Genomic DNA, 26,562 nt, shown 5'->3' on the forward strand with positions numbered 1-26,562 from the left:
CCGCTCGCCTCGACGCTCGACCACATCGTCGCCGCCGTCGCCGGCTGAATGTACGGCACGCTGCGAGGCGCCCTGGCAGGGCGCAAGATCGCGTTCGAGCGCGAGTCCTACAAGGCCGTCGTCGAGGGGCGCATCGTCGGCGTCGGCAAGACGATCCGCATCAGGTCGATCCACGTGCACTACGACCTCGCCGTCCCCGCGGACGCGAGGGAGGCGACCGAGCGCGCGCTCGCCCTCCATCCCCAGGGATGCCCGGCCCACCAGAGCGTCCAGGGTGCGATCGAGGTCACGTGGGACGCCTCGCTGCGCGCCGGCGACCAGGTCGTGTCGCTCCGCAGCCAGGACGCAGAGGCCGCGGCGAGCTAACGTCCCTCCGGCCACCGCGCCAGGACGGCATGTCAGAATGCGGCCGGCGTCAGTGATTTCCCTGACGCGCCGGTCCGCGCCGCCTTGCCGTGCCGACGCCCCCCTCGCCGCCGGCGCAGCGCAATTTCAATGCTTTCGGCCGTTCGGCCGGGCGGGTGACGGTCGGCCGTGTCGGCTCCTGGCACCGGCCCTGCACTGGGATCTTTCCGGAAGAAGGGAGATCGCCACGTTCACTCCGCTGATCGTCTCGCGCCGCAACGGAAAACCGACGCTCGGGTACGAGGCCTGTGCCACCGCGCAGGGACCCATGTTCGAGCTGGGGTTCCGCTGGGTCGTCGTGGGGCCTGGCGGCTCGATCCTCGGCTACTACCTGACGGACGCCGACGCCCGAGCCCGGGCCGACGTCCTGAACGCGTCGGCGTCCCGCCGCAAACGCCGCCGGCGCGCGACCACGGTGCGGCCGTGCTAGGGACGCCGAAACCGGGGCATGACCTCGCGGGCGAACAGCTCCATGGAGCGGCGCACCCGCTCCTGGGGCAAGCCGCCGAAGTTCATCCAGCACAGGACCTCGCCGACTCCCAGCCGCCGCAGCTGATCGATCCTCGCGGCCACCGTGTCGGGTGAGCCGAACGCGACCGTCTCGGCGACCAGCTGGTCCCACGTGATCTTCGCGAGCCGCTCCTTCATCGTGCGAAAGCCGGGCTGCAGGAGCGGGTGCACGCGATCGATGTCGTCGGGGATCAGGAAGCGCCGGAGGGACTCCTGGTACCACATCTCCGCGTCCTTTGCCTCGGCCTGCGCCAGGGCGTCGGTCGGCGCGACGTAGATGTGGCGCGAGACTCCCCAGCGGCCCATGAGGCTCGCGGTCTCGGCGTCGGTGCGGCCCGCCTTCTGGCACGCCTTCAGGTACGCGTCGCGCTGCGAGACGAGCTGGTCGATCGGTCCCCGCAGCCAGGAGTTGAGCATCGGCAGCCCGCGGAGCGCGGTGGCCTCGATCGTGTCGGGGCTCGTGCACACGACGTAGAGCGGGGGGTGCGGCTGCTGCAGCGGCTTGGGGATCACCCGCACCTCGGGGATCGCGTAGTGGCGGCCCGCGTACGAGAAGCGCTCGCGGGTCCAGACGCCGATCATGATCGCGAGGGCCTCCTCGAAGCGCTCGCGGTTCTCGATCTGGGGGACCCGGTAGCCCTCGAACTCGACCGGCCGGTTGCCGCGCCCCACCCCGACGTCGAGGCGCCCGCCGCAGAGGATGTCCACCATCGCCATCTCCTCGGCGAGCCGGACCGGATCATGGAAGGGCAGGATCGCCGCGGCCAGACCGATGCGTACCCGTTGGGTCCGCATGGCCACCGCCGCGGCCAGCACGGCCGGCGAGACCGAGAGACCGTACTCGATGAAGTGGTGCTCGGTCAGCCAGATGCTGTCGAAGCCGAGCTCCTCCGTCCACGCCATCTGCTCGATCTCGCGCCGGAAGACCTCGGCGTGCGTGAGCGACGGCGGGGCCTGGAGGAAGTAGTAGGTTCCGAAGCGCATGGCGTCAGGCGAGCCGCGGCATGACGCGCTCGGCGAAGAGCCGCATCGAGGCGAGCACGCGCTCGTGCGGGATCCGCCCGCCGACGTTCATCCAGACCGAGAGGCTCGAGTAGCCGAGGGCCTCGCGCAGCTCGAGGAGCCGCTCGGTGACGGCCTCCGGGGTGCCGTAGACGGCGAGATCCTCGAGCACCTCGGGGTAGGAGATCCGGATCAGCCGCTCGCCGTCCACGCCCCGGTTGGGCGATTCGCGGAGCGCCTCGCCGATGGTGTGGAAGAAGTGCATCGTGCTCGTCTCGGGCTCCTCGCGCGCGCGGCGCGCGGTCTCGGCGACGTAGACGGGAACGATGAGCCCGACGGGACCCCGGCCCGGGTGGCCGGCCGCCCGCCACGCCTCGTGGTAGCCGCCGATGAAGCGTTTGAGGTCCGCGATCGACGTGGTGCGCACGGCGATGAAGATCGGGTAGCCCATGCGCCCGACCATCGGATAGGTCTCCTGCGTCGTCGCCGCGACGCGGATCGGCGGGTGGGGCTTCTGGTAGGGCTTCGGCAGCACGCAGACGTCGCGGAACTGGAAGTACTTGCCCTCGTGCGAGAAGCGCTCCTGCGTCCACGCCTTCAGGAGGATGTCGAGCGTCTCCTGGAACCGCTCGCGGCTCTCGGCGTAGGGGATGTTGAAGCCGTGGTAGTGGGCGGGGAGCCCGCTGCGGCCGATGCCGAAGTCGAGCCGCCCCTGACTCAGGTGATCGACCGTGGCCACGTCCTCGGCCAGGTGCAGCGGATGGCTCAGGGGCAGGACCTGGACGGCGATGCCGATCTTCACCCGCCGCGTGCGCTCGGCGAGCGCGGCCGCGATGACGAGGGGCGACGCCAGGACCGAGCGATCCTTCTGGAAGTGGATCTCGGCGAGCCAGACCGCGTCGAAACCGCAGGCCTCGGCGGCCGTCATCTGCGCCATCGATTCCGCGAAGGCCTCGGCGTCGCTCATGCCGGGGGCCTGCTGGAACTCGGTGAAGAGCCCGAATTCCGGTCTGGGGAGCGTCGTCATCCGCGCGGGATTATAGGCGTCGCCTCCCGTGACCACAAGCGCCGCGCCCGCCCGCGCCACGCTTGACGCGCCGGTCCGGGGTGGCCTACTCTCCGGCCACATGCTGGTCGGCGCGTTCGCCTGCGCTCACACGCCCCAGCTCCTGGTCCGGCCCGACACGGAGGACCGCGAGCTGGTGCTGCGGGTCCACGCCGCCTTTGGCCGCGTCCGGCGGCGGCTCGAGGTCTTGAGGCCCGACACCATCGCCGTCGTCGCCGGCGACCACGTCGAGGCGTTCTTCCTGAACGCGGTGCCCGCGCTCGGCGTCTACGTCGGCGCCGAGTGCGCGGGGAGCTTCGGCCGCTACCGCTACCGCTTCCCCATCCACGAGCCGCTCGCCCGCGCGATCGTCGAGCAGGGGATCGAGCGGGGCTTCGACCTCTTCTACACGCAGGACGCGCCGCTCGACTACGCCTTCTACGTCCCGCTCCACTTCACGATGCCCACCCCCGCGGTGCCGATCGTGCCGCTCCACGTCAACGTGTACCTGCCGCCCCAGCCGACGCCGCGGCGCTGCTTCGAGTGGGGCCGGGCGCTGGGCGAGATCCTCCACGCGCGACCGGAGCGCGTCGTGCTCATGGCCTCGGGCGGCATGTCGCACTACCCGGGGACCGAGCGCTACGCCTCACCCGAGCTCGACTGGGACCGCCGCGTCCTCGACCAGCTCGCTCACGGACACGGTCGGGAGCTGGCCGCCGTCACGGGCGAGGAGCTCGACAAGGCGGGGAACATCGAGCTGCGCACGTGGATCACGGTGCTGGGCGCGGTGGGCGACGCCCGCGCCGATGTCTACTGCTACGAGCCCTCCTGGCACCACGGCAACGCCGTGGTCGAGTGGGCGATGTGACGCTCGAGTCCGCCGCCCACTATCGCTTTCCGCCGGCGAGCGCGTACCGGCTCAACCGCTGCCTCTATGCGCTCAAGTCGGACGACGCCTTCAGGGCGCGCTACGTCGCCGATGCGAGAGCGGCGATGCGGGAGCTCGACCTCGACGCGGCGGACCAGGAGGCGCTCCTCGCCGGCGACCGCGACGGTCTCGTCGCCCGCGGCGCCCATCCGTACCTCGTCTTCATGGCCGACCTCCGGCTCCGGATGGATCGCGGGGCCACGGCCTTCGAGTACTTCTGAGGCGGCGGATGACGACCGAGGAGTGGTTCGACGCGCTGACGGCCGAGCTGCTCGCCCAGAGCCCGTTCCGGCGCTCGGAGTATTTCAAGCGCTTCGCCTCCGGCGCCCTTCCCCGGGAGGCGGTGTGGTCACACATCGCCCAGCACTACCTCCTGATCGCCTGGTTTCCCCGGATCTTCAGCGGCATCCACACCCGCTGCGAGGACTTCGAGGTCCGCAAGGACTGCGCGCGACACCTGCTCGTCGAGGATCTCGGTTACTTCGACGGGCGGGTCGGCGGCACGCCTGACCACGACGAGCTCTTCCGCCGGATCGGCGACGACCTCGGTTACCCGCGCGACGTGTACGCCGGCATCGAGCCCGTCCCCGAGATGGCCGCGATCATCGACTTCTTCCGGCGGCTCGGCCACGAGCTGCCCTGGAGCGCGTCCCTCTGCGCGACGGCGCTGCTCGAGGAGGAGGTGGTCGAGATCGCGCAGACCGTCGGCCGGGCCCTCGTCCAGCACTACGGCGTGCGCCCGGAGTGGGGCGGCCAGAACTACACCGTGCACCAGGCGATCGAGAAGGAGGAGTCGGGCGAGACGAAGAAGACCATCCTCAAGCACCTGCGCACGTCCGAGGACCGGCGCGCCGCCGAGTCGGCGATGCGCGAGATGCACCGGCTGCTCCAGGCGTACGCGGAGGGGCTCGCGCGCCGGCACCTCCGCTGAGACGCCCCGCTCAGACGGTCGTGAGCTCGGCCGTCCGCCTCGCGAGAGCCATACCGCCATGCGCCAGGCTCTCGACGATTCCCACCAGTGAGTGGAGATCGACCGGCTTCTCGAGGTGATACTGGAAGCCCGCGCGCTGGGCGGTCGCCCGGTGCTCCGGTCCGTGGAGCCCCGTGAGGGCGGCGGCGGGGATCGCGCCCCCGCGCTCCGGGGACAGCGCGCGAACCTGGCCGATGAGCCAGTAGCCGCCCTTGTCCGGCATCTCCAGGTCGCTGATCAGGACGTCCGGGCGCTCGCGCGTCACGGCGTCGAGCGCCGCTTCGGCGCTGCCGACGGCCGTCACCGCGGCGCCGTGCTCCCCGAGGATGTCGGCGAGCATCTCCCGGATGACCGCCGAGTCGTCGACGACCAGCACGCGGACCCCGTCGAGACACGCCAGGACGTCGGAGCCGGCGCGCGCGGCGACGCTACCGAGCATGGCGCTGATATCGCGTCGGGTGCGGCGCCAGCGGCCTGGCCGGCCCTCGCTCCTCCGGGTGCGAGCGGCGGGACGTGAACCAGTCGAGGACGAGCAGCGTGATGAGGGCGAGGGCCGCGTACAGGATCAGGCGGTAGAGAGGGGCGAATTCGCTCATCTCGACTCCAGCATGGCCCGCGGACGGCCGCGAGCGTATTAGGCATTCACCCGAATCGGGGCGAGGAAAATCCCCAAGGCGGTTCTAGCGCCTGACCACCGCCCAGCCGAAGACCGCGAGATCCTTCGACACGTCGCGCATCCGGCGCTCCCGGCGCCGACGGTCGAGCGCCACGGGCTTCCGGAGCTGGCGCCGCTCGCCGGCCCGGCGGTCGACGATGACCTCCACGGTCGCCCTCGTGAACGCGCGCTGACTGGCGAAGACGTGCTTCAGGTACTCGAAGCGCGCCGAGTCCGTGCTCGACACGATGATGAGCAGATGCGGCATATACGGGACCGGGCCGGCGATGTCCGTCTCCCGCAACAGGCCCATACCCTTAACACCTTCTCCTTGATCGCGTGATCTCATCTCGCGTATCCCGACTCTACGCGGCGCGGGTGCCTTCCGGAAATAAGGCAAATACCCTAACGAGACGGGGGTTTCCCCGTTCCCGCTCAGGGCAACACCTGATTTGAGTTCGACGCCGCTGAACCTACAGTCCAGCCAGCCAGTCGGCCGATGGGCTCTTGATGAGCCGGGGAGGGAAGCGGCGATGCCGCAGGAGAGCTTGCACCCCTGGAAGCTCACGGTGATCGTGATGGGCCTGGTCGTGGGAACTTCGCTCGTGACCGGGTTCGTCGTCGTCAACTGGACGGACCCCGACCCGGTCCATATCGCCGCCAGACCTCGAGCGGCGGGCGCGCCCACGGCGCTCGTCGCCGAGCGCCTGGCGCTCCCGACGCGGGAGGTCGTCGCCGCCTGCAACCGGTACGCGGCCGCCCAGGTGAGCGAGCGGGGCAAGACCGAGGGGGTTGCGAGGGACGCGGCGGACGGCGCTGCCGTGGGCGCCGGCAAGGGCGCGGCGATCGGCGGCGGCGTCGGTGCCGGCGGGGGCGCCCTTTACGGCGTCAACGAGAACAAGAGGCGCGACGAGCGTTATCGGGATGCGTACGCGACGTGCATGCGCTCGCTCGGCTACACGGGCTGAAGGCGGGCATATCGCGCGTCGGGACCCCGTCATGCCGCAGGATCACCCGCGCGTCCCTAGAACATGCCGTTCGTGTTGGCGGCCTTCTCGGGGATCGGCTGCACGACGTCCCAGTGCTCGACGATCTTGCCGTTCTCGAGCTTGAAGATGTCCACGATGGCGTTGCCGCGCGTCCCGGGCTCCCGGACCGCGTGGACGTGCAGGATCACGTAGTCGCCGTCGGCGAACACCCGCTTGATCTCGCTCTTGGAGTTGGGGAACTTCTCGCGCAAGAACCGGAGGAAGGCGCGGAACCCCTCGGGCCCGTCGGCCGCGTTCGGGTTGTGCTGGGTGTAGCGCGTGCCGAAGTACCGCGCGGCCGCCTCGAAGTCCTTCTGGTTGAGCGCTTTCTCGTAGAACTCCAGCACGGTCTTCTTGTTCGCCTCCTGCTGCGGCCCGTCGGCGGCGTGGGCCGACGGCGCCGCGAGGGCGAGCGTGGCCGCGGCGAGGGCGAGCGCGAGGGTCGTCATGGAGCGCTCCTTCCGGCTCAGAGCAGGGTGCACGCTTCGTCGAAGTCGAGACGCGGCAGCTTCGGCAGGACCTTGGCGGGATCGCCGTGGCCCACGTTGCACAGGAAGTTGGACTTGACGCGGCCGTCCGGGAAGAACTCCGCGTCCACCTTGGCGTTGTCGAAGCCCGACATCCCGCCGACGTCGAGGCCGCGCGCGCGCGCCGCGAGCATGAAGTACGCGCCCTGGAGCGTGCCGTTGCGGAAGGCGGTGGTCTCCGCCAGGACCGGGTTGGCCTTGTACGGGTTCGCCATCTCGGGCTTGTGCGCGAAGAGCTTCGTCGGGAGCCATTCGTAGAAGCGCGTGTCGTAGCCGATGATCACGGTCACCAGCGCCGCCTTCGTCTTGTCCACGTTGCCCGGGCTGAGCGCGGGCAGCAGGCGCGCCTTCGCCTCCGGCGTCCGGAGGAAGAGGAAGCGGGCCGGGCAGGAGTTGGCGCTGGTCGGCCCGAGCTTCACGATCTCGTAGATCTCCCGGAGCTGATCGTCCGTGACCGGCGTGGGGAGCCAGCCGTTCTGCGTCCTGGCCTCGCGGAAGAGGAGATCGAGCCCCGCGTCGTCGAGCGTCTTTCGCACGTGGTCCTCCTGGGTGTCGTCAGCTGGTTCGCGCGTCCCGGATGGCCCGCCACACGCGCGCGGCCGTCGCCGGCATGTCGAGCCGGCGGACGCCGAGCGGCGCGAGCGCGTCCATGACCGCGTTCATCACCGCCGGCAGCGCCCCGACGGTGCCCGCCTCGCCGGCCCCCTTGGCGCCGAGCGGGTTGAGCTTCGTCGGCACCGGGTTGCTCTCGATGTGCATGTCGGGGAGCGTGTCGGCGCGCGGGAGCGCGTAGTCCATGAACGAGGCGGTCAGGAGCTGGCCGGACTCCGGCTCGTACACGACCTCCTCCATCAACGCCTGGCCCACGCCCTGCGCCACGCCGCCGTGGATCTGGCCCTTGAGCGTCAGCGGATTGATCACGGTGCCCACGTCGTCCACGACCACGTAGCCGACGAGCGCGACGGCGCCGGTGTCCGGGTCGATCTCGACCTCGCACGCGTGGCAGCCGTTGGGCCACGTGTCCTGCTTGGGCGCGAACGTCCCCGTCTCGTAGAGCCCGGGCTCGAGGCCGGGCGGGAGCCGCCCGGGCTGGAAGGCGGCCCGGACGACGTCCTTCAGGACGACGGCGCGATCCGTGCCCACCACCGCGAACCGGCCCTCGGCGAACACGATGTCCACCTCGGCCGCCTCCAGCAGGCGCGCCGCGATCTTCTTCCCCTTCGCGATGACCTTGTCGGCGGCCGTCCAGAGCGCGGTGCCGCCGATGACCGTCGAGCGCGAGCCCATGGTGCCCATCCCGAACGCGACCCGGTCCGTGTCGCCGTCGATGTACCGGACGTCGGCGGGGTCGAGGCCGAGCCGCTCGTGGAGGATCTGCTTGAACGTCGTCTCGTGGCCCTGCCCCTGGCTCTTCGTGCCCATGAAGATGGTCGCGCTGCCGCTCGGGGTGAAGCGGATCTCGGCGAACTCGGGCTGCGGGCCCGCCGCCCGCTCGATCGCGTTGACGACGGCGAGGCCCCGCAGCCGGCCGCGGCGGCGCGCCGCCTCGCGCCGCGCGGCGAAGCCGGCGACGTCGGCGAGCTTCAGCGCGTCGTCCATGTTCTTCTCGAACTCGCCGCAGTCGTAGGTCACGCCGAGCGGGTTCTTGTACGGCATGGCCGACGACGGGATGAGATTCTTCCGCCGCAGCTCCACCGGGTCCATGCCGAGCTCGCGGGCGGTGTCGTCGATCAGCCGCTCGATGACGTACGTCGCCTCCGGCCGGCCGGCCCCGCGGTACGGCGCCGTCGAGTTGGTGTTGCTGAGGACGCAGGTCACGTGGACGTGCGCGGCGGGGAACGCATAGACGCCGACGAGCGTGACGACGTTGGTGAACGTGGCGAGCAGGTTGCGGTCCGAGGAGACGTAGGCGCCGACGTTGGCGAGGGTCCGGACGCGGAGGCCGAGGAAGCGGCCCTCGCCGTCGAGCGCCAGCTCGGCCTCGCTGACGTTGTCGCGCGCGTGCTCGTCGGCCGGAATCGCCTCGCGGCGCTCGCACACCCACTTGACGGGCCGGCCGAGCTTTCGCGCGGCCCACAGGACGAGCCGGTGCTCCGGATACTGCCAGCCCTTCGTCCCGAAGGCGCCGCCGACATCGCCCGCGATGACGCGGATCTGGTGCTCGGGGATCCTGAAGATGTTGCTCGCCAGCGCGTTGCGCACGCGGTGCGGGTACTGGACGTCGGCGTACAGGGTGTACCGCTCCTCGCCGGGGTCCCAGACGCCGAGCGCGCCCCGCGGCTCCATGAACTGCGCGTGCACGCGCGTGATCACGTAGCGGCGGCGGACCACGCGCGCCGCCCGCGCGAAGGCCGCGTCGGCGGCCGCCCGGTCGCCGGCCTCGAAGACGTTGGAGACGTTGTCGGGACACTCGTCCCACACCGGCGGGCTGCCGGGCGCCGCGGCGTCCGCCGTCCCGGTCACGGCCGGCAGCGGCTCGTACTCGACCCGGACCAGCTCGGCCGCGTCCTCGGCCTGCGCGTGGGTCTCCGCGACCACCAGCGCGACGGGGTCGCCGACGTACCGCACCCGGTCCGTGGCGAGGCCGCGATGCGGCGGGGCGAACATCGGCGAGCCGTCGGGACGCTTGCGCGAGAGCGTCATCGTCATCGTGCCGAGCCCGTCGCGCGCGAGGTCGGCGCCCGTGAGCACCGCGAGGACACCGGGCGCCGCCGCGGCCGCGGCCGGGTCGACCGCCCGGATCCGCGCGTGGGCGTGCATCGAGCGCACGACGACGGCGTGGGCCTGGCCGGGAAGGTTCACGTCCGCGTGGAAGCGGCCCTCGCCGCGCAGGAGCCGGACGTCCTCGAACCGCTTGATCCCCTGTCCGATCCCGAACTGCCCCACTACAGGACGTCGTGCGCGAGCTGCGAGATGCTCATGTCCCGCTCCTCCGGGGCGCCCGTCGTGGGTCGCCCGCGCCGGGAGCGATCCTGCTCTGTGGGCGCGGTGGAGTCAAGCGTGGGCGACGAGGCGGACTAGGCTTGCGCGATCCGGCTCACGCGTGGAGCATCAGGGCGGGCACCGGCGCCCGGCGCGCCACCCGCGCCGCCACGCCGGGCCGGAGCGCGCGGCGCAGGCGTCCCCGAGCCGACGCCGCGAGCGCGATCAGATCGGCGCCGAACGCGTCGGCCTCGAGCAGGATCTCCTCGGCCGGCTCGCCGAAGCGGACGACGCGCTCCACGGGAACGCCGTCGAGCTCGGCCTCGATCCGGCCGAGGTCGTCGAGTCCCTCGGACGTCAGGCGGGCCATCTCCTGATCGGTGTACGCGATCGTCCGCCCCCGCGGCCCGGTCACCCGGTCCGGGACCGGGAACACGCGGAGGAGGCGGACGGTCGCCCCGGCGCCGCGCGCCAGGGCCGCGACGAGTGGGACGATCGCCTCGCTGCGCGCGCGCGGGCCGATCGGTGCCAGGATCCGCTTTGCCATCGTGTTGAACCTCCACGATTGCGATGCGGACGCGCGGCGGATGGATTCAGGCGGCTACGCCGCGTCGCCTCGCGGCGCGAGCGAGAACGCGGAGCGCTCCGCGTTGCACACGGGATTGAGCTCGAGGATCAGCTCCGTCTCGCGCGCCAGACGGCGTGGATGCTCGGGGACGATCTCGTACGCGCAGAGCGTCGGCTCGTGCCGGACGATCCGGTCGTCGGCCCGGGTGAGGTGGTCGAGCATGCGGGCGCGGAGGTCCGCCGAGGCGCCGACGTAGATCGACCGCTCGTTCGGCCGGTACAGGACGTACACGCCGGGCCGCGGCGGCACGCTCTTCCTGACCGAGAACGGGTTGAACGTGATCCCATTCGTTCCCTGCCACGGCATCGACGTACCTCCCGCGCTTACGCGCTCTCGACCAGCGCCACGGACGACTCGGACTCCGCCCCGCGCGGCTCGCCCGGCTCCTCCGCCGTGCCGCGCGCCCACGCGCGCCCCGCCGCGCCCAGCGGCACCGCCGCGACGCCGCTCGCCCCGAGATCGAGCAGTTGCAGGCAGCGCACGTCCGCGAAGCGCAACTCCTCGACGCCGCGCCGGAAGAACCGCGTGAACCGCTGCGCCGCGAAGAGGAGCCGGAGCGGCTGCTCCGGCGAGATGCGCGCCGCCGGGAAGAGCTTCCGGAGTACGTCGGGATTCTCCCGGCACCACCAGTAGGCGTCCACGGCGCGGAGGTACATCCGCGCGTCGGCCGTGAGGCCGACCGCGACGAGGACGAGCGAGCCCTTCGCGTCCAGCGCCACGAGGTCCACCACCGAGCGGCCGATGGCGAAGCGGGAGTCCACGACGCGGAGGCCGGGCTCGAGCGCCTCCACGTTCTCCTCGACCAGCTTCCGCAGCCCGCTCGCGTGGAGCTGCACGAGCGACTTCGGAATCGCGCCCAGCACCCCGAGCCCGCGCGTCGCCTGCGCGAGCGCCGGCTCGCTGCGCTCCGTCAGCAGGATCACCGGGACCACCGGATCCACCGTCCGCAGGCCGCGCAGGACCTCCACGTCGGCCAGTCCCGAGATACCGAGGAGCACGAGGTCGGGGCGACTCTCGGAGAGAATGATGAGCGCGTCGCCCGCGTGCACGGCGGTCTCCACCTGGAATCCCTGGCGCGCGTAGCAGTCAGCCATCTCGTCGAGGACCGCCACGTCGTCGTCGATGATCAGCATCCGCGTGTGAAGACCCTTCAGCGTTCCGCCTCCGGTCAGCGTCTGCGGCACCATGGCGTCACGGTAGTCGTTGGGGACTTCCCGCGGAATTCGGCGAACGCCTCAGGCCGCACGGGGGAATACCCTGAGGGGGCCCCGGCGAGTCACCGAGGACGCGACCGACGGCGATCCGGACGGCGTCGGGCCCGCCGCGCCGGCCCCGTGGGAGATGCCCAGCGTCCTTTTGCAGTATTCGCCGGATTGTTCCGGGATCCCGTTTCGGAGCAAGGTCGAGGCACGAAGTCGATTCGCCTGCGGAGGGGCCGCGTGGGCTGAGACACATCAATAAAATCGTGCTCTCGGACGATTCCGGAAGCCTCCCCGTGATGCTGGACATCGCGAAGTCGAGCCCGGCGCCCGACGGCCGACCCTCCTGAGGGTTTTTCCAGACCTGGATTCAGGTAAACACCTGATAGGAGACCACCTCACGTGCGTTAGATTTGCGCGGGTGATCCTCTGACAGGAGGTGCGCGAATGAGCAAGACCACTCGGGATCTGGCAAGCACGGCCACCGCGGAGCCGAGGCTCGAGTCCACCGCCTCGCGGCTCCGCGAGCTGGTCGCGCACCTGCGCCAGCAGCGCGCCCAGCTGCGCGAGGAGTGGGCGCGGCTGATCACCGAGGCCAAGCTGCTGACCGCGATGACGAAGGAAGAGATCTTCGCGGAGGCGACCTCGGTCTACGACAACTACGTCGAGGCCCTCGAGACCGGCACGTACGAGGCGCTGCAGACCTACGCGCGGAACCTCTCCGAACGCATCATCCCCCGAGGCGTCGAGACGCACGAGGTCGTCGGGATCGTGCTCCTCCTCCGCGACGTGCTCGCGCGCTCGCTGTTCGCGAAGTACCAGGAGGACTTCGCCGAGCTGAACCGCATCCTGGACGCGTACGAGCCCGCCGCCAACCGGATCGCGATCACGGTGGCCGTCGGCTTCGTCCAGGAGCGCGAGCGGATCATCCGCGAGCAGCAGGAGGCCATCCGCGAGCTGTCGACCCCGGTGCTCCAGGTCCGCGAGCGCCTCCTGATTCTCCCGATCATCGGCGTCATCGACCCGCAGCGCGCGCGCCAGCTGACCGAGCAGCTCCTCCGGGGCATCCGGACCAACCGCGCCAAGGTCGTCGTGCTCGACATCACTGGCGTGCCGTACATCGACTCGCCCGTCGCGAACCACCTGGTGCAGACGGTCGAGGCGGCGCGGCTCCTCGGCGCGACCGTCATCGTCACCGGTCTTTCGCCCGAGATCGCCCAGACCCTTGTTAATATCGGTGTGGACCTGGGCAAGATGAACACGGTCGGCGACCTCCAGGGCGGTATCGAAGAGGCGGAGCGCCTGCTGGGTTACAAGGTCGTCCTGATGCGGGAGCCGGCGGCCGAGCCGGTCTAAGAGAGAGGGCTCTCGATGCAGGTCCCGATCCTCAAGCAGGGACCCTATCTGATCGCGACGGTCCAGTCCGCGCTCACGGACGACGACCTGAAGCAGCTCCGCGACACGCTGGTGGACCAGATCAGCCAGGTGCGCGCGCGGGGCGTCATCGTGGACGTCACGGCGCTGGACGTCATCGACTCGTTCGCGACGCGCACGCTGCGCGACATCGCCCACATGATCAGGCTCCGCGGCGCGGAGACCGTCATCGTGGGCATCCAGCCGGAGGTCGCGTTCTCGATGGTCAAGCTGGGCCTCACCCTGGAGGGTATCGCGACGTCGCTGGACCTGGAGGAAGGGCTTAAGTACCTCTATCGAAGCGCCAAGGGGAAGGTCCGGGAGCATGAAGGGCGCACTCATCGCTGATGAAGTGCGGGTCGCTATCGAGTCAGACGCCGACATCGTCTCGGCCCGGCAGAAGGGGCGAGAACTGGCGGCGCAGTGCGGGTTCCCGTCCACCGAGCTCGCCGTCGTCGCCACCGCGATCTCCGAGCTGGCCCGGAACATCGTCCGCTACGCGGTCCGCGGGGAGATCACCCTCCGGCTGATCGACAATCTCGACGGGAAGAAGGGCGTCGAGGTCGTCGCCGCCGACGACGGCCCCGGAATCCCGGACCTCACCCTCGCGATGCAGGACGGCTACTCCACCTCAGGGAGCCTCGGCCTCGGTCTGCCCGGCGTGCGCCGGCTCATGGACGATTTCGACATCGTCTCCGAGTTCGGCAAGGGGACCACGGTTACGGTCCGCAAATGGAAACGGTAAAGACCGAGCTGATCGACTGGGCGGTCGCCGGGTCCATCCTGCCCGGGCAGCCCGAATCCGGCGACCAGCACCTCGTCAAGCTGACGCCCGAGGGCGTGCTCGTGGCCGTCGTGGACGGCCTGGGCCACGGCGTCGAGGCCGCCGAGGCCGCACGCGCGGCCGTGAGGTCGCTCGAGCGCCAGGGCTCGCAGACGATGATCGCGCTCGTCAGGGGCTGCCACGGCGCGCTGGCCGGCACCCGCGGCGTGGTCATGAGCGTCGCCGCGTTCAACGCGCGCGACGAGACGCTGACGTGGGTCGGCGTGGGCAACGTCGAGGGCCTGCTGCTGCGCGCCCAGGCCGCGGTGAATCCGCGGCGCGAGTCGCTGCTCCTGCGGGGCGGGGTGGTCGGCGTGCATCTGCCCGCGCTTTCGGCGGCGATCCTCCCGCTGATGCGCGGCGACACGCTCATCTTCGCGACGGACGGCATCCGGAACGACTTCGTCCTGGCGCCGCTGGCCCAGGGCGAGTCGCCGAAGCCGCTCGCCGACTACATCCTCACGCACTGGAGCCGGGGCATCGACGACGCGCTCGTGGTCGTCGCCCGCTGGATGGGAGCTGGGGCGTGAACGCGGAGCTGCGGGAGCTCGCGGCGGAGTACGCCCGCACGCTCCAGGGGTACATGGCCGGGCGCGGCGAGGCGGCGCTCCAGCAGGCGTACGAGCTGGGGCGGCAGGCGCTCGCCAAGGGGCTCGGCATCCTGGACATGGCGACGATCCAGTCCTGGGGCTTGCTGCGCGCGCTGTCGAAGAGCCGCACGGTCCAGGACGGGTCACGGACCCTCCGCGCCGGCCAGAAGCTCTGCGTCGAGAGCCTGCTGCCTTTCGAGATGTCGCACCGGCGCGTGCAGGAGACCAACACGGCGCTGCGCGAGTCCGAGCAGCGCTACCGCAACCTCGTCGACACCGCCCGCGACGTCATCTACACGCTCTCGCGCGACGGGCACCTGCGATCGCTGAACCCGGTCTTCGAGACGCTCACGGGCTGGTCGCGGACGGAGTGGCTCGGCAAGGAGTTCATGCCGCTCGTCCATCCCGACGACGTGCCGCGCGCGACCGCCCAGTTCCAGGCCGTGCTCGGGGGACAGGTCCCGCCGGTGTTCGAACTGCGGATCCTGTCGAAGTCGGGCGGGCACATCCCGGGCGAGTTCGTGGCGACGCCGCAGATGCAGGACGGCCAGATCGTCGGCGTCCTCGGTATCGCGCGCGATATCAGCGACCGCAAGCGCGCCGAGGAGGCGCTCCGCCATCTGAACGAGGCCCTCGAGGAGGAGGTCAAGCGGATCGCCCACGCGCTCCACGACGAGGCCGGCCAGCTCCTGGCGTCCGTGCACATCGTGCTCGCCGACATCACACGCGACCTCCCGCCCAGCGCGTCGCAGCGCCTGGACGAGGTGCGCGGGCTCCTCAACAAGATCGAGGAGCAGCTGCGGCATCTCTCCCACGAGCTGCGCCCGACGATCCTCGACGACCTCGGGCTCCATCCGGCGCTCGAGTTCCTGGCCGACGGCGTCTCGAAGCGCACCGGGCTCAGGATCTTCGTGGACGGGACGCCGGGGACGCGGCTCCCGCCGGCGACCGAGACCGCGCTCTACCGCATCGTCCAGGAGGCACTGACGAACGTGACGAAGCACGCGCAGGCGGGCCGCGTCGCGATCACCTTCGCGCGCGAGGGCCGCTTCCTGCGCTGCTCCGTCCACGACGACGGCGCGGGGCTGGACGCGGCCACGCTGGCGCGGCGGGGGCGCCGCGGCCTCGGGCTCCTCGGGATCCAGGAGCGCCTCAACGCCGTCCGCGGTACGCTGGAGATCGTCTCGGCCCCCGGGCGCGGGACCGAGCTCCTCATCACCGTTCCTGTGGAGGGCACAAGTGCCGACCCGGATTCTGCTCGCCGATGACCATCTGATCGTGCGCCAGGGTCTGCGGGCCCTTCTCGAAACGGAAGGGTTCGAGATCATGGGGGAGGTCGGAGACGGCCAGGAGGCCACGAAGCTCGCGCGGCAGCGCTGCCCCGACGTGGCGGTCATGGACTTCGCCATGCCGGTGCTGAACGGGCTCGACGCCGCGCGCGAGCTCCTGAAGATCTGTCCGCGCGCGAAGGCGATCCTCCTGACGATGCACACCGAGGACCACTACGTTCTCGAGTCGCTCCGCGCCGGCGTCAAGGGCTACGTCGTGAAGACGCAGGCGGCCGCGGACCTCGTCCGCGCGATCCACGAGGTGCAGCGGGGCATGGTGTACCTGAGCCCCGGCATCTCGCAGACCATCGTGCAAGCGTACCTGACCAAATCGGAGATGCCGCCGGATCCGCTGTCACCGCGCGAGCGCGAGGTGCTGCAGCTCATCGCCGAGGGCAAGACCACAAAGGAGGTCGCCGGGCTCCTCGGGATCAGCTTCAAGACCGCCGAGTCCCACCGGATGCGGATCATGCGGAAGGTGGACGTCCACGAGACCGCCGGCCTCGTCCGCTACGCCGTGCGCCGAGGGCTGATCCAGCCCTAGGCGCGCCCGCCCCCCGGGCGGTCCCCGCCCGGATATAGGGGTTTTTCCTGCGTCCATTTGCAGCGCGTCCCTGATTTCCCCTGCCGGCCGTCGTGTTTACGCTCATCTCGTCATGGCTATCCGAGTGCTCTTGGCTGACGATCACCAGATCGTTCGGCAGGGGCTGAAGGGTCTCCTGCAGCGCGAGGCTTCGAGGTCACCGACGAGGCCGCGAACGGGCAGGAGGCGGTCCGCATGGCGCGGGAGCGCTGCCCGGACGTCGCCGTCCTCGACTATGCGATGCCGGTGATGAACGGCGTCGGCGCGGCGCGCGAGATCCTCCGGCTCTGCCCGCGCACGAAAGTGATCCTCCTCACGGTGCACACCGAGGACCACTACGCGTTCGAGGCCCTGCGCGCGGGCATCAAGGGTTACGTCGTGCAGAGCGAGGCCGCCGCGGACCTGGCCCGCGCGATCAACGAGGTCGCCCGCGGCAAGACCTACCTGACTCCGGGCATCTCACGCGCGGCGCTGGAGGCGTACGCGGACAGGGCTACGGGCCGAACGGCAGCTCGAGCGTGAACACCGCGCCGCCCCCGGGGCGGTTCGCGGCGCGCAGGGAGCCCTCGTGACGCTCGACGATGGCGTAGGAGAGCCAGAGGCCGAGCCCGGTGCCCTCGCCCGGCGCCTTCGTCGTGAAGAACGCGTCGAAGATCCGCGGGAGCGCGTCCGCCGGGATGCCGGGCCCGGTGTCGAGGACCTCGACGCGGGCGTGCCCGTCCACCGCCGAGAGGCGCACCGTGAGCACGCGGTTCCCGGAATGCGCCGCCATCGCCTGTCGCGCATTCTGTACCAGGTTGAGCAGGACGTGCTGGATCTGGGACGTGTCGGCGGAGACGGGCGGGACCTGCCCGAGCTCCGTCACCACCTCGACCCCGTCCCGGCGGAGGTCGTAGCTCGCGAGCTCGAGCACCCCGAGGATCTGCTCCGCGAGACGGCACGGCTGGCGCTCCGTCATGTGGGGACGGGAGAACTGCAGGAGGTTCTGCAGCATCTGGGTCGCGCGCGCCGTCTCCTTGACGATGACGTGGGCGCGCTCGCGGCTCTTCGCCGGATCGTCCGACGTCATTAGCAGGAGCTCGGCCTGCCCGAGGATCGCCGTCAAGAGATTGCGGAGCTCGTGGACCAGCCCCGCCGCGAGCTTGCCCACCGTCGAGAGCTTCTCGCGCTCGACGAGCTGGGTCTCCGCGGACCGGAGCTCCTCGAGCTGTCGCCGGGTCGCCGAGTAGAGCTGCGCGTTCTCGAGGGCCAGGCCGATCTGGTTGGCGGCGGCCTCGACGAGCGCGATCTCGGGCTCGGTGAACGGCTCGAGCGTCCGGCGCCCGAGCGACAGGGCGCCGAGGATCCGCCCCCGGCTCCGGATCGGCACGCACGCGAACGCGTGGATCCCTTCCTGCTGGACGACCGTCCGCGCGGCCGGCAGGAGGTCCGGAGACGCGCTCGAGTCCGCAACGTGCATCGACCGGCCGGTGGCCACGACCCGGCCGATCATGCCTTCGCCGACCGGGAGCACGCGATTGATCTCGCGCAGGAACGGCCGCAGTCCCCGGTCGCCGCGCAGGTGCAGCGTCGTGCCGTCGGCGGTCAGCAGGTGGAGGCTCGAGATCTCGTGACCGGTGACGTGCGTGAGGGCGTCGAGCGCCACGCGGAGCACCTCGTCCACATCGAGGCTCGTGCTGATCGCCTGGCCGATCGTGTGCAGGATGCTCAGATGCGGCTGGGTCTGCTCGGGCCGGTCGGCCCGCGCGCCCTCGACGAGGTTCCGCAGCCGCGCGAGCTGCTCGTCGCTGAGGTTCTGGAAATAGAACGCGTAGCCGTCGAGGTCGGCGCGGACGAGCACCGACACGACCTCGAGGCGCGTCTCGCCGTCCGGAAGAGCGATGGAGAGCCGCGCCGCCGGTCCGGGCTGGACGGGGCTCGTCGCGCGGACCTTGATGCCGGAGGCGCTCAGATTGACCGACATCGCCTCCCACTCCGTGCCGTTCGGCTCGCGGACCCTGACGGGAAGGGCGACGGGCGCGCGGGGGGCGCGCCGCCGGGGCTCCTGCTCCCGCGACGGCCGCCGGGGGGCGGCGTCGGGCCCGAGGCACGCAAGCAGCTCCTCGAGGCGCGTGAGCGGGAGAGGCTTTCCGATGAAGTCGAACGCGCCGAGCTCGAGCGATTCGTGGGCCTGGCTCTCCGTCACGTTGCCGGAGATCACCACGATCGGGGCGCGTAGCTCGCGCACCGCCTGCAGCCGGAGGAAGTCGAGCCCGCTCATCCCGGGGAGTCGGATGTCGAGCAGCACCACGTCCGGACGCTCGGCCCGGACCAGGTCGAGCGCCGCCTCGGCCGTGTGGACGATCCGTGGTTGATGGCGGAGTCCCACGAGAAACTCCCGAAGGAGCTCGCAGAGATGCGGGTCGTCTTCGACAACGAGCACGCGCATATGGGTCCCAGTCCGGAAATGCTGTACGAGCGATTTCCTCGCAGCGATAATAGGCAGCAACGCACATACCAGGACCGGGGGTGTCCTGGAACGGCTTGAAACAAAGGAGATTCCGGAAAACCGAGCGGATGAGGGGCCCCGCCGGCTGCAAAGTTCCTGGCCAGTCGGCGGTCAGAAGCTCACCCGTAGCGGGCCGGCTCGGCCGGCCGCGATCGTTCAGGACGAGATCCATGCGAACTTCGTATTCGCCGCGCAATCGCCGGCGCATCCTCTGCGTCTACCCCGAGTACGCGCGCTCGTTCGGCACGTTCGAGCAGGCCTATCCGCTGTTCGGCAAGCGCGTCCGCGCGTTCATGCCGCCGCAGGGGCTCCTCGTCGTCGCCGGAGCGGGAAGGGCGCCTCGTGCCCGACGGCGGTCGGGAGTCGAACGTGCGCTTCAAGGTGCCGTACGAGGCGGTGCTCGCGATGTGGCGTAAGTGCATCACGGCGGCGTACGAGCCCGCGGCGCTCTACGACCGCTACGCCTACAACGTCGCGCACACGTTCGCCAACCGGCTGGACTTTCCGCAGAGCCCGCGGCGCGCGTCGTGGGGGAACTTCGCCGACGGCCTCGGCATCTTGGCCCGCATCCTCTGGCGCATCGGCGCCCGCGGCGACTATCGCGACGCGTTCTGGCGCCTGGCCTGGCCCGCGCTCCGGGCGGGGAAGATCGAGGCGCTGATCAACGTCGCCGTGGTCAGCCACCACCTGATCGAGTTCACGCGCGACTGCCTGCGGGGCGCCGGCGAAGCCTCCTTCTATGCGCCGGCGGAGCGCGTCTGAGCGGGAGGGACGGCATGCGCGACGACGAGCTGGCCTTCACGTACTTCCAGGACGACTACCGCTGGTCCCACGGCATCCTGATGGCGCTCGGCGCCGCGCCCTGGGGCGGCGGCGAGATCGACGAGGTGCATCGCGTCGGGCTTCGCCTCCGCGGGCGGGTGGGCGACGACCGCGCGTGGTTCGAGGAGTGGACGCGGATGGCGGAGGCGGTCGAGGCCGACGGCCGGCGCCTCGCGGAGGCGAAGAAGGACGCGAGCGCCGCCGCCCGGCTCTTCCGCGCCGCGCACTACTATCACGTCGGCGAGCGCTTCCTCCAGCCGAAGAGCGCCGACGGCCTCGCCGCCTACCGGCGCGGCGTGGACTGCTTCCGCGAGGCGGCCCGGCGCGTCAGCCGGCCGCGCATCGAGCACGTCGAGGTGCCCTACGAGGGCGCGACGCTTCCGGCGCTCTTCGTCCACGCAGAGCACGCCGCCGGCCGCGCGCCGGCGGTGGTCTTCTTCGACGGCTTCGACATCACGAAGGAGATCCAGTACTTCAAGGGCGTCCCCGACCTCGCCGCCCGCGGCATCGGCTGCCTGATCGTGGACGGCCCGGGCAACGGCGAGGCGATCCGCTTCCGCGGCCTGCCGCTCCACCACGAGACCGAGCGCTACGCCACGGCGGCGTACGAGTACCTGGCGAAGCGGGCCGAGGTCGACCCCGCGCGGATCGGCGTGATGGCGATCAGCCTCGGCGGCTACTACGCTCCGCGCGCCGCCGCGTTCGAGCCGCGCTTCGCGGCGTGCATCGCGTGGGGCGCGCAGTGGGACTACCACGCGGTCTGGAAGGAGCGGCTGGACCGGATCGCGCGGGGCGAATCGCCGTCGCTTTCCGTGCCGTGGGAGCACCTGCTCTGGATCTTCGGCGTGACGACGCGGGACGAGGCGCTGAAGCGGCTCGAGGGCTTCAGGCTCGACGGGGTGGTGCAGAGGATCCGCTGCCCCTTCCTGCTGGTCCACGGCGAGGGCGACGCCCAGATCCCGCTCGCGACCGCGCAGAAGTGCTTCGACGCCGTCGGCTCGACGCGGAAGACCTTCAAGGTCTTCACGCGCGAGGAGGGCGGCTACCACCACTGCCAGACCGACAACCTCTCGATCGGGACGGCCTACATGTGGGACTGGCTCGAGGACGTCCTCGGCGCGAGGCGCTGAGGGGGCGCCGGGGTCGCGCGGCGACCGGCGGCGCCCCGCTCGGATCAGCCCCGCGCGATGTAGCCGTAGCGGCGATTGCTGCGCCCGGTGCCGGACCGCTCGTACCGCTCCTTCAGCTCGGCGAGGCGGTCGCGCGGTCCGCCGAGCTCCGCGTGCCGCTGGAACTTGTACAGGCGCGCGGTGTTCTCGCCGAAGATCGCGCTCTTGGTCGGCCCGTCGGCGGGACCGAGGGGCGCCCAGCCGTACTTTCTCTGCATATCCTCGGGGATCTCGAGCCGCCTGAGACCCTCGATCTGCCACTGCGGCGCGCCGGTCCAGATGGCGTCGGTGCCCCAGACGACGTGATCGGCGCCGAGCCCCTTGACGAGCATCCCCATCAGCGCCGCGGTGACCTTCGGCTCCGCCACGGTGGTCTGGGCGAAGAGCTGGCCGACGTCGGCGTAGACGTTCTTCACGCCGTACTTGGCGGGGATCTCGACGAGGTCGCTCACCCACTCGATCCGCCCCGTCGTTTCGAACTGCGTCCACGCGTCCGCGGCAACCCCTCCGCCCGGGAAGCGATAGCCGCTGTGGTAGATGATGAAGTTGAGCTGCGGCCAGTCCTTTGCCGCCTTGCCCACGTCGCGCACGTCGCTATACGCGACCAGGTGCGGGAACTGCTTTTCGACCGACGGCGGGAAGAGACCCTTGTGGATGCAGATGTTGACGAGCCCGGCCTTGACCGCCTTCTCGTAGAACGGGTAGACGAGCTTCTCGTCGTCGAGCCGCCAGGGGTACTTGCTGGTCTTCTTGTTGGTGTTGTCGCCGATCGTGTAGCCCTTGAAGGAGTCGGGCTTGAGGATGGCGATGGCCTTGTCGACATCGTCCATCCAACCCGGCTGGCCCGGCGTGAAGATCGCGTGGGCCAGCAACCGTCGCGCCCCGAGCTTCGCGTTCACCTTCGTCCGCGCCTCGGCGGCCATCTCGTTGGTCAGGAACCAATCCCCGGGGATATCGGACGGCGCGCTCGAGAGCACCGCGACCTTGGTGTCGCTGTCGAGGAACACTTCCTTGAAGAAGTTGTTGAACTTGAGCTCCTCGATCGTCTGTGGCTTGTCCACCAGGGCGGGGTTCCAGCCCGCCTTGCCCACCGCCTGGCGCTGGAGGACGAACGTCTGGATCCGCGTGTCGTCGCGCAGGAAGTGCACTTGATCGTCCATGATGAACTGGCCGCTTAGCGTCTTGGCCCGGTCCGCCGCCATCTCCTTGTCGGCGGCCTCGGCGCGCGTCGCGTCGTAGAGCCGCCCGTAGACGTCGTTCATCACCACGAAGGCGGCGGCCATGCCGCTGGCCGTCTTGAAGAACTGGCGCCGACTCAGGCCCATCTTCTTCGCCAGCTCGTTGCCCAGCGCCTTCACCCGCGCCTCGACCTCGCGCTGCCTGGGCGTCTGAGGCGTCGGGTAGTACTCGTCATTGGAGACGATCTGGGTGGGAATGGGCGATGGGAAGGCCGAGGTCTCCGAGGGCAGCAGGCTGTCGAGCTCTTCCTGGCTCAGTAGTCGCATGGTGATCTCCTTTGGCTCACGCCGGGCCTTGGCTCACGCCTTCCCGTCGAGCCGTCCGGGCATCTCGAGGAACGCGCGCATGACGTGCCAGAGCTGATTTCGGGTGTGGCCGAGCGCGACCGCGTGCGACGCGCCGGCCAGGATGACGAACTGGCGATCCGGGTTCGGCAGGCGCCGGTAGAACTCGAGGAGGTCCTCCTCCGTCGCGATGCCGTCGTGCTCGCCGCGGACGAGGAGCACCGGCGACTTCACCTTTGCGGGGTCCACCACCGGCAGGTTGGCGGTCATGTCGAGGTAGGTGCCGGTCGGGATCGTGTCGCCGAACGGGAGCTCGGCGTCCGCGAGGGCCTCGGCCACCGCGGGGTCGGAGGTGCCGGGCTTGTCGCGGGTGAAGATGCTGCGGATCATGTCGCGTCCCCGGGGGCGCCGGTTGTGGGTGCGGAAGTACTCGAGGCCCTCGGCCCGCTTGCCGAGGGTCGGCGAGCCCTTGCCCGTCCAGGTGAACGCCTCGAGGATGAGCCGGTCGACGCGCTCCGGGCGCGCCATGGCGAAGGCGCCAGCGCGCAGCGCGCCCGACGAGCCGCCGTAGAAGTGGAACCGCGCCTGGCCCGTCTCGCGCGCGACGATCTCGGTACCGGCCTTGAGGTCCTCGACGCCACTCGCGATGTCGGAGTTGCCCTCGGTCCGCGACGATCGGCCGTACCCCTCGTGGTCCAGCGTCCACACGTCGAAGCCGTACCCGGCGAACGTGTTCATCAGCGAGTACTCGCCGTGGCCGGGCACGGCGAGATCGAAGCTCGGGCGCGCGGAGATGGACGAGCCGTGGACGAGGAACAGCACCGGCCGCGGCGGCGCGCCCGCCGTCGGCGCGCCCTGCCGCTTGCGGAAGAGGTAGAGCGAGACGTCGCCCTTCTTGGCCCAGTACTCGCCGCTCCAGATCGTCGCGGGCGCGGGTTCCACGGGCGCCGGGCCCATCAGGCTGATCCCCACGCCCAGGCTGGCGCCCTTGATCACCGCGCGTCGCGACAGGTGACTGTCAGCCTCCGTCATACCTCTCTCCAGGGCGTGGTCTCCGATGCCCCATATAAGTAGTCCGCGTCCGGGCCCATTGCAAGGTCCTCGGACCGGCGCGCCGGAAGCCGGCTCGGCGCGCTCGAGGCCGAAAGGCGACAGACGCTGCGGGGCTGATGGGCCGCGCCTCGATCGATTGACAGCGGGAACCCGGCGGCGGTAGTCTCGGCAGGGCATGAAGCCGCGCCGATTGCTTACGATGATCGTGCTCGCGATCGCGACGCTCGCCGTCGCGGCCCACGTTTGCGTCGTCCCTCACGCTCACGCCCTGGACCTGCACCCGCACGCCTGGGACGCCGCCGTGACGGCCAACGCGCCCTCCGAACACAGCGACCAGCCGAAAGACGACGACGCGATTCATGACGCATCGTGCACCGGCTTGCGGTCTCAGCAGACGGCGCCAACGCCGGTCATCACTGCGACGGCGGCCGTCGTGGTCGACTTCCCGCGCCGGCTTGGTCCAGCTATCGTCCCGGCGCTACGAGCGCCCGCCTCGAATCCGCCGCCGCTTTTCCTGCTGCACGCTTCGCTCCTGATCTAAGCCGCTCCCTCCGCGCAGGCACGAAGGCGGCAACGTGGTGGCGGAGGTCGTGAAGGTCGTATTGGAGAAGTGCCGCGGCCGTCCCGATCGCCGATCTCGCCGTCAGTTGATGGAAGCCACCCCAGGACAACCTCAGTGCCCGGTCGGCGGTGGCGATCCTTTGATCGATGCCCGAAAGCCCAGGCGATTGACCGCCTCGACCATCTGCTCCACCGTGACCTGCGTGGGGTCGAACACCACGATCGCTTCTTTGGCCCGAAGGCTTACGTCCGCTCGACTGACACCCTTCAGCCCTAACAGGGCCTTCTTGACCGCGATGGGTCAGGTGCCTCAGGTCATGCCGTCCACGTTGAGGACGATCGTCGAAGTCGAGGCCGGCGCCGCGCCCGCGACGAGGATGAGTCCGAGGAGGAGCGCCAGGAGCGACGCGCGGCGATTCATCGCGTTCCTCCCATATCGTGTTCTGCGTGGGGGGCGTCGCCGTTCATGACTCGGGCTAGCAGGTCTGACGTGAGCTCCGGGAAGCGGTCGAGGACGATGGAGGTCGTGACGACGAGGCTCGCGACGATCAGCAAGCCGAGCGTAAAGCGACTGCCCGCCATGCGGCAGGCGAGTGCTTCGCACCGCCGTCGCTCGCGGACATACATCCCGAAGCCGGCGAGAATACCAACGATCCCTGCCGGGATGAGCAGCCAACGATATTGCATGGTCACTGCCATGAAGGCTCCGCTACCGAGGCCCAATACGATGATCGCGAGGGGCAGCAGACAGCAGAGCGACGACAACGCGGCCCCGACCCACGCCACGACGCCTGCACCGACCGCCCCGGCCCTCATGGCGCCCTCCGACAGGCCACGCGGTAGCGATACACCGCGAGCGCCAGGAACACGACGAGCACGGGCAGCAGGACGGCATCGAGCCGCCCGGCCCACGCGCCCAACCCGATAGCGCCGAGGGCCACGACGGCGAGCGGCGTGACGCAGACGAGACACGCGAATGCCGCTCCGATCACACCAAGGGCGAGCCAGCGATCACGCCACATGACGACCTCCTACGCTTCTTCCGCGGCGAACGCCCCGTACTCGAACGTGAGTCGGTAGGCCCGACCGCAGCACGACAGCGAGTCTCCAGGCTTGGCATCTTCAGGGAGGGTGATGACTTCGTCGCAGTGCGGACAACTGACCCGGTGCGCCAGGGTGGCGGACCAGCGACCGCCCTCCTCCCGAACCCGAAGCGCATGGCCCGCGCAGTTCGGACAGTCGATCAAGTCTCCGGACTGGACGTGCCGTGGGAGGTCGATCAGCGCACCGCAATCCGGGCAGCGAACGCGAGGCACGATCACAGCCCCAAGAGCCGCTGCAAGCGGCCACGGTCGAAGCCGACGATGACCTGATCGTCCACAGTGATCACCGGAACGGCCATCCGCCCCGTCTTGGCGATCAACTCCTCGCGGGCCGTGGCGTCCTCCGCGACGTTCTTGGCGGTGAACTCGATACCGCGAGACGAAAGAAACTCTTTCGCCGCGTGACAGGACTGTCAGGTGGTGGACCAATAGACCGTTATCTGCCGATTGGGCATCGTCACTCTCCGCTGAGCAGGTCGCCGAAGACTCGACGGGCGAGTTTGAAGCCCTCGCCCAGTGTGGCACCCGCTCCGTCGGCGGTCGGATTCGCCTCTCGCCACGCCCTCAGATGTTCTTCCGACCGGAAGAAGTTGATGGTCGTTCAGAGAGAGTCCGCGACTCTGCGTCGGTCCTCGGCTCGTTTCCCGAGCCAGAGCATGACGCCGTCTGCGTCCGTCCCTGGACCATCCGGCGCGGCCTGGAACTCCAGTGGCGTCTTGCAGTGATGGCAGCGCGACCGAATCTCCACTCGTTGTCCGAGCATCGGCGCGATGCCGAGCGCGTCAATCGCACAGCAGGCGTACCGCTCCTCGCCGCCCGGCAGTCGGACGACAAACGGCGTCGGCACGGCCGAAAAGGGGTAGGCGATGTCTACCTGGCCGCCGCGGATGCGGATCAAGTCGTCACCGTCGAGCGCAACGAGCGCTTGATGGACGGCCTCAGCGGGGCCATCCTGAACGGCGGCGGCGACGATTCCCTCCACGGGGATCGGCCCGCCCCGCTCGAGGAAGGTTCGCAGAATCCGCTGGAACACATGCGTCTGCCGGGCGGCACGGCGAGTCGTCCACCTGGCCTCCAGATCCTGATCGATCAACTCGTCAGCGGTCTTGATCTCAAGAATCGCCACCGCGCGGTCCCTCCTGTCGTCTGGTAGAACGATAGAGTCTGTAGTAACTCCAGACTCAAGCGCTATTTTGGAGGCAGGAAGATGAACGGATCGGGCCGCATCGCGATAGGCCGTCTCTCGAAGCACACGGGCACCAGCATCGAGACGATCCGCTACTACGA

Annotated in this window: 34 protein-coding genes and 1 pseudogene; 16 read left to right on the plus strand and 19 right to left on the minus strand. The window is 70.2% G+C overall.

Annotated features, from left to right (window positions below):
* The first annotated feature begins 48 nt into the window (after positions 1-48).
* Together VKG64_01950 and VKG64_01955 are read left to right on the plus strand one after the other, a co-directional pair.
* A complete protein-coding gene (locus tag VKG64_01950) occupies positions 49-366 on the plus strand; it encodes an OsmC family protein (protein HKB23790.1) in 318 nt (105 codons plus the stop codon).
* 307 nt (positions 367-673) lie between these two features.
* On the plus strand, positions 674-835 hold the full coding sequence (locus VKG64_01955) for a hypothetical protein (protein ID HKB23791.1): 162 nt from the start codon (positions 674-676) through the stop codon (positions 833-835).
* Here VKG64_01955 and VKG64_01960 read toward each other — a convergent pair.
* Positions 832-1,899, minus strand: a complete 1,068-nt coding sequence (locus VKG64_01960; protein ID HKB23792.1) for an LLM class flavin-dependent oxidoreductase — start codon at positions 1,897-1,899, stop codon at positions 832-834. The genes VKG64_01955 and VKG64_01960 overlap by 4 nt on opposite strands.
* Positions 1,900-1,903: 4 nt before the next feature.
* Positions 1,904-2,944 carry an LLM class flavin-dependent oxidoreductase gene (locus tag VKG64_01965; protein ID HKB23793.1) on the minus strand — a complete coding sequence of 347 codons (1,041 nt, stop codon included), beginning with the start codon at positions 2,942-2,944 and terminating at the stop codon, positions 1,904-1,906.
* Positions 2,945-3,044: 100 nt separating this feature from the next.
* Here VKG64_01965 and VKG64_01970 point away from each other — a divergent pair, with 100 nt between their 5' ends.
* Genes VKG64_01970 through VKG64_01980 form a run of 3 tightly spaced genes read left to right on the plus strand, consistent with a single transcriptional unit; the run spans position 3,045 to position 4,821 of the window.
* Positions 3,045-3,830, plus strand: a complete 786-nt coding sequence (locus tag VKG64_01970; protein HKB23794.1) for a hypothetical protein — start codon at positions 3,045-3,047, stop codon at positions 3,828-3,830.
* The gene (locus tag VKG64_01975) at positions 3,827-4,111 is read left to right on the plus strand and encodes a hypothetical protein (GenBank protein ID HKB23795.1); all 285 of its coding nucleotides are present in this window, start codon (positions 3,827-3,829) and stop codon (positions 4,109-4,111) included. The genes VKG64_01970 and VKG64_01975 overlap by 4 nt, the downstream gene beginning before the upstream one ends.
* A gap of 8 nt (positions 4,112-4,119) precedes the next feature.
* Positions 4,120-4,821 carry an iron-containing redox enzyme family protein gene (locus tag VKG64_01980; GenBank protein ID HKB23796.1) on the plus strand — a complete coding sequence of 234 codons (702 nt, stop codon included), beginning with the start codon at positions 4,120-4,122 and terminating at the stop codon, positions 4,819-4,821.
* A 10-nt stretch (positions 4,822-4,831) separates the two neighbouring features.
* On the opposite strand, the gene VKG64_01985 is transcribed toward VKG64_01980, so the two are convergent.
* From VKG64_01985 to VKG64_01995, 3 genes are all read right to left on the minus strand, one after another.
* The gene (locus VKG64_01985; protein ID HKB23797.1) at positions 4,832-5,299 is read right to left on the minus strand and encodes a response regulator; all 468 of its coding nucleotides are present in this window, start codon (positions 5,297-5,299) and stop codon (positions 4,832-4,834) included.
* Positions 5,289-5,456, minus strand: coding sequence for a hypothetical protein (locus VKG64_01990; protein ID HKB23798.1), 168 nt, complete (start codon positions 5,454-5,456; stop codon positions 5,289-5,291). The genes VKG64_01985 and VKG64_01990 overlap by 11 nt, the downstream gene beginning before the upstream one ends.
* Before the next feature lie 84 nt (positions 5,457-5,540).
* Positions 5,541-5,828 carry a hypothetical protein gene (locus VKG64_01995; GenBank protein ID HKB23799.1) on the minus strand — a complete coding sequence of 96 codons (288 nt, stop codon included), beginning with the start codon at positions 5,826-5,828 and terminating at the stop codon, positions 5,541-5,543.
* A gap of 220 nt (positions 5,829-6,048) precedes the next feature.
* On the opposite strand from VKG64_01995, the gene VKG64_02000 reads away from it, so the two are divergent.
* Positions 6,049-6,483: a hypothetical protein gene (locus tag VKG64_02000; GenBank protein ID HKB23800.1), complete on the plus strand. Its 435-nt coding sequence runs from the start codon at positions 6,049-6,051 to the stop codon at positions 6,481-6,483.
* Between the two features lie 56 nt (positions 6,484-6,539).
* Here the strand turns inward: VKG64_02000 and VKG64_02005 are convergent, their stop codons facing one another.
* The 6 genes from VKG64_02005 to VKG64_02030 form a co-directional block, all read right to left on the minus strand.
* Complete coding sequence (locus VKG64_02005; GenBank protein ID HKB23801.1) at positions 6,540-6,992, minus strand: nuclear transport factor 2 family protein; 453 nt, start codon at positions 6,990-6,992, stop codon at positions 6,540-6,542.
* A 17-nt stretch (positions 6,993-7,009) separates the two neighbouring features.
* Complete coding sequence (locus VKG64_02010; GenBank protein HKB23802.1) at positions 7,010-7,606, minus strand: malonic semialdehyde reductase; 597 nt, start codon at positions 7,604-7,606, stop codon at positions 7,010-7,012.
* A gap of 19 nt (positions 7,607-7,625) precedes the next feature.
* A complete protein-coding gene (locus VKG64_02015; GenBank protein ID HKB23803.1) occupies positions 7,626-9,956 on the minus strand; it encodes a xanthine dehydrogenase family protein molybdopterin-binding subunit in 2,331 nt (776 codons plus the stop codon).
* A 151-nt stretch (positions 9,957-10,107) separates the two neighbouring features.
* On the minus strand, positions 10,108-10,539 hold the full coding sequence (locus VKG64_02020) for a universal stress protein (protein HKB23804.1): 432 nt from the start codon (positions 10,537-10,539) through the stop codon (positions 10,108-10,110).
* Positions 10,540-10,593: 54 nt separating this feature from the next.
* A complete protein-coding gene (locus VKG64_02025) occupies positions 10,594-10,926 on the minus strand; it encodes a GIY-YIG nuclease family protein (protein ID HKB23805.1) in 333 nt (110 codons plus the stop codon).
* Between the two features lie 17 nt (positions 10,927-10,943).
* Positions 10,944-11,807 (minus strand): response regulator, encoded by an 864-nt coding sequence (locus VKG64_02030; protein HKB23806.1) that lies wholly within the window; start codon positions 11,805-11,807, stop codon positions 10,944-10,946.
* Positions 11,808-12,266: 459 nt separating this feature from the next.
* Between VKG64_02030 and VKG64_02035 the strand changes: the two genes are divergently transcribed.
* The 7 genes and pseudogenes from VKG64_02035 (at position 12,267) to VKG64_02065 (ending at position 17,078) form a co-directional block, all read left to right on the plus strand.
* On the plus strand, positions 12,267-13,175 hold the full coding sequence (locus VKG64_02035; GenBank protein HKB23807.1) for an STAS domain-containing protein: 909 nt from the start codon (positions 12,267-12,269) through the stop codon (positions 13,173-13,175).
* 15 nt (positions 13,176-13,190) lie between these two features.
* Positions 13,191-13,580, plus strand: a complete 390-nt coding sequence (locus VKG64_02040; protein ID HKB23808.1) for an STAS domain-containing protein — start codon at positions 13,191-13,193, stop codon at positions 13,578-13,580.
* Positions 13,558-13,977: an anti-sigma regulatory factor gene (locus VKG64_02045; protein HKB23809.1), complete on the plus strand. Its 420-nt coding sequence runs from the start codon at positions 13,558-13,560 to the stop codon at positions 13,975-13,977. Before VKG64_02040 ends, VKG64_02045 begins: the two co-directional genes overlap by 23 nt.
* Positions 13,965-14,585, plus strand: a complete 621-nt coding sequence (locus VKG64_02050; GenBank protein HKB23810.1) for a SpoIIE family protein phosphatase — start codon at positions 13,965-13,967, stop codon at positions 14,583-14,585. Before VKG64_02045 ends, VKG64_02050 begins: the two co-directional genes overlap by 13 nt.
* Positions 14,582-15,913, plus strand: coding sequence for a PAS domain S-box protein (locus VKG64_02055; protein ID HKB23811.1), 1,332 nt, complete (start codon positions 14,582-14,584; stop codon positions 15,911-15,913). Before VKG64_02050 ends, VKG64_02055 begins: the two co-directional genes overlap by 4 nt.
* Positions 15,885-16,517 (plus strand): response regulator transcription factor, encoded by a 633-nt coding sequence (locus VKG64_02060; GenBank protein HKB23812.1) that lies wholly within the window; start codon positions 15,885-15,887, stop codon positions 16,515-16,517. The genes VKG64_02055 and VKG64_02060 overlap by 29 nt, the downstream gene beginning before the upstream one ends.
* A 195-nt stretch (positions 16,518-16,712) precedes the next feature.
* Positions 16,713-17,078, plus strand: a pseudogene (locus VKG64_02065) (response regulator transcription factor).
* Here the strand turns inward: VKG64_02065 and VKG64_02070 are convergent.
* Positions 17,050-18,984: an ATP-binding protein gene (locus VKG64_02070; protein ID HKB23813.1), complete on the minus strand. Its 1,935-nt coding sequence runs from the start codon at positions 18,982-18,984 to the stop codon at positions 17,050-17,052. The pseudogene VKG64_02065 and the gene VKG64_02070 overlap by 29 nt on opposite strands.
* Before the next feature lie 321 nt (positions 18,985-19,305).
* Here VKG64_02070 and VKG64_02075 point away from each other — a divergent pair, with 321 nt between their 5' ends.
* Both VKG64_02075 and VKG64_02080 read left to right on the plus strand, forming a co-directional pair.
* Positions 19,306-19,806, plus strand: coding sequence for a DUF4070 domain-containing protein (locus VKG64_02075; protein ID HKB23814.1), 501 nt, complete (start codon positions 19,306-19,308; stop codon positions 19,804-19,806).
* A gap of 14 nt (positions 19,807-19,820) precedes the next feature.
* Positions 19,821-20,996, plus strand: a complete 1,176-nt coding sequence (locus VKG64_02080) for an alpha/beta hydrolase (GenBank protein HKB23815.1) — start codon at positions 19,821-19,823, stop codon at positions 20,994-20,996.
* A gap of 44 nt (positions 20,997-21,040) precedes the next feature.
* Here VKG64_02080 and VKG64_02085 read toward each other — a convergent pair whose 3' ends face one another.
* Positions 21,041-22,540 carry an amidohydrolase family protein gene (locus VKG64_02085; GenBank protein ID HKB23816.1) on the minus strand — a complete coding sequence of 500 codons (1,500 nt, stop codon included), beginning with the start codon at positions 22,538-22,540 and terminating at the stop codon, positions 21,041-21,043.
* A 33-nt stretch (positions 22,541-22,573) separates the two neighbouring features.
* Positions 22,574-23,554, minus strand: a complete 981-nt coding sequence (locus VKG64_02090) for an alpha/beta hydrolase (protein HKB23817.1) — start codon at positions 23,552-23,554, stop codon at positions 22,574-22,576.
* A gap of 232 nt (positions 23,555-23,786) precedes the next feature.
* Here VKG64_02090 and VKG64_02095 point away from each other — a divergent pair, with 232 nt between their 5' ends.
* Positions 23,787-24,152: a hypothetical protein gene (locus VKG64_02095; protein HKB23818.1), complete on the plus strand. Its 366-nt coding sequence runs from the start codon at positions 23,787-23,789 to the stop codon at positions 24,150-24,152.
* Between the two features lie 132 nt (positions 24,153-24,284).
* Here VKG64_02095 and VKG64_02100 read toward each other — a convergent pair whose 3' ends face one another.
* From VKG64_02100 to merB, 5 genes are all read right to left on the minus strand, one after another.
* Positions 24,285-24,593 carry a metal-binding (seleno)protein gene (locus tag VKG64_02100; GenBank protein HKB23819.1) on the minus strand — a complete coding sequence of 103 codons (309 nt, stop codon included), beginning with the start codon at positions 24,591-24,593 and terminating at the stop codon, positions 24,285-24,287.
* Complete coding sequence (locus VKG64_02105; protein ID HKB23820.1) at positions 24,590-24,988, minus strand: hypothetical protein; 399 nt, start codon at positions 24,986-24,988, stop codon at positions 24,590-24,592. Before VKG64_02105 ends, VKG64_02100 begins: the two co-directional genes overlap by 4 nt.
* Positions 24,985-25,194: a mercury resistance system transport protein MerF gene (gene merF / locus VKG64_02110; protein ID HKB23821.1), complete on the minus strand. Its 210-nt coding sequence runs from the start codon at positions 25,192-25,194 to the stop codon at positions 24,985-24,987. The genes VKG64_02105 and merF overlap by 4 nt, the downstream gene beginning before the upstream one ends.
* A gap of 296 nt (positions 25,195-25,490) precedes the next feature.
* Complete coding sequence (locus tag VKG64_02115; GenBank protein HKB23822.1) at positions 25,491-25,730, minus strand: glutaredoxin family protein; 240 nt, start codon at positions 25,728-25,730, stop codon at positions 25,491-25,493.
* A gap of 146 nt (positions 25,731-25,876) precedes the next feature.
* The coding region (gene merB / locus VKG64_02120) for an organomercurial lyase (GenBank protein HKB23823.1) at positions 25,877-26,562 on the minus strand (686 nt) is incomplete at its 5' end.

The organism is Candidatus Methylomirabilota bacterium, assembly GCA_035260325.1.
Taxonomy (GTDB): Bacteria; Methylomirabilota; Methylomirabilia; order Rokubacteriales; family CSP1-6; genus AR19.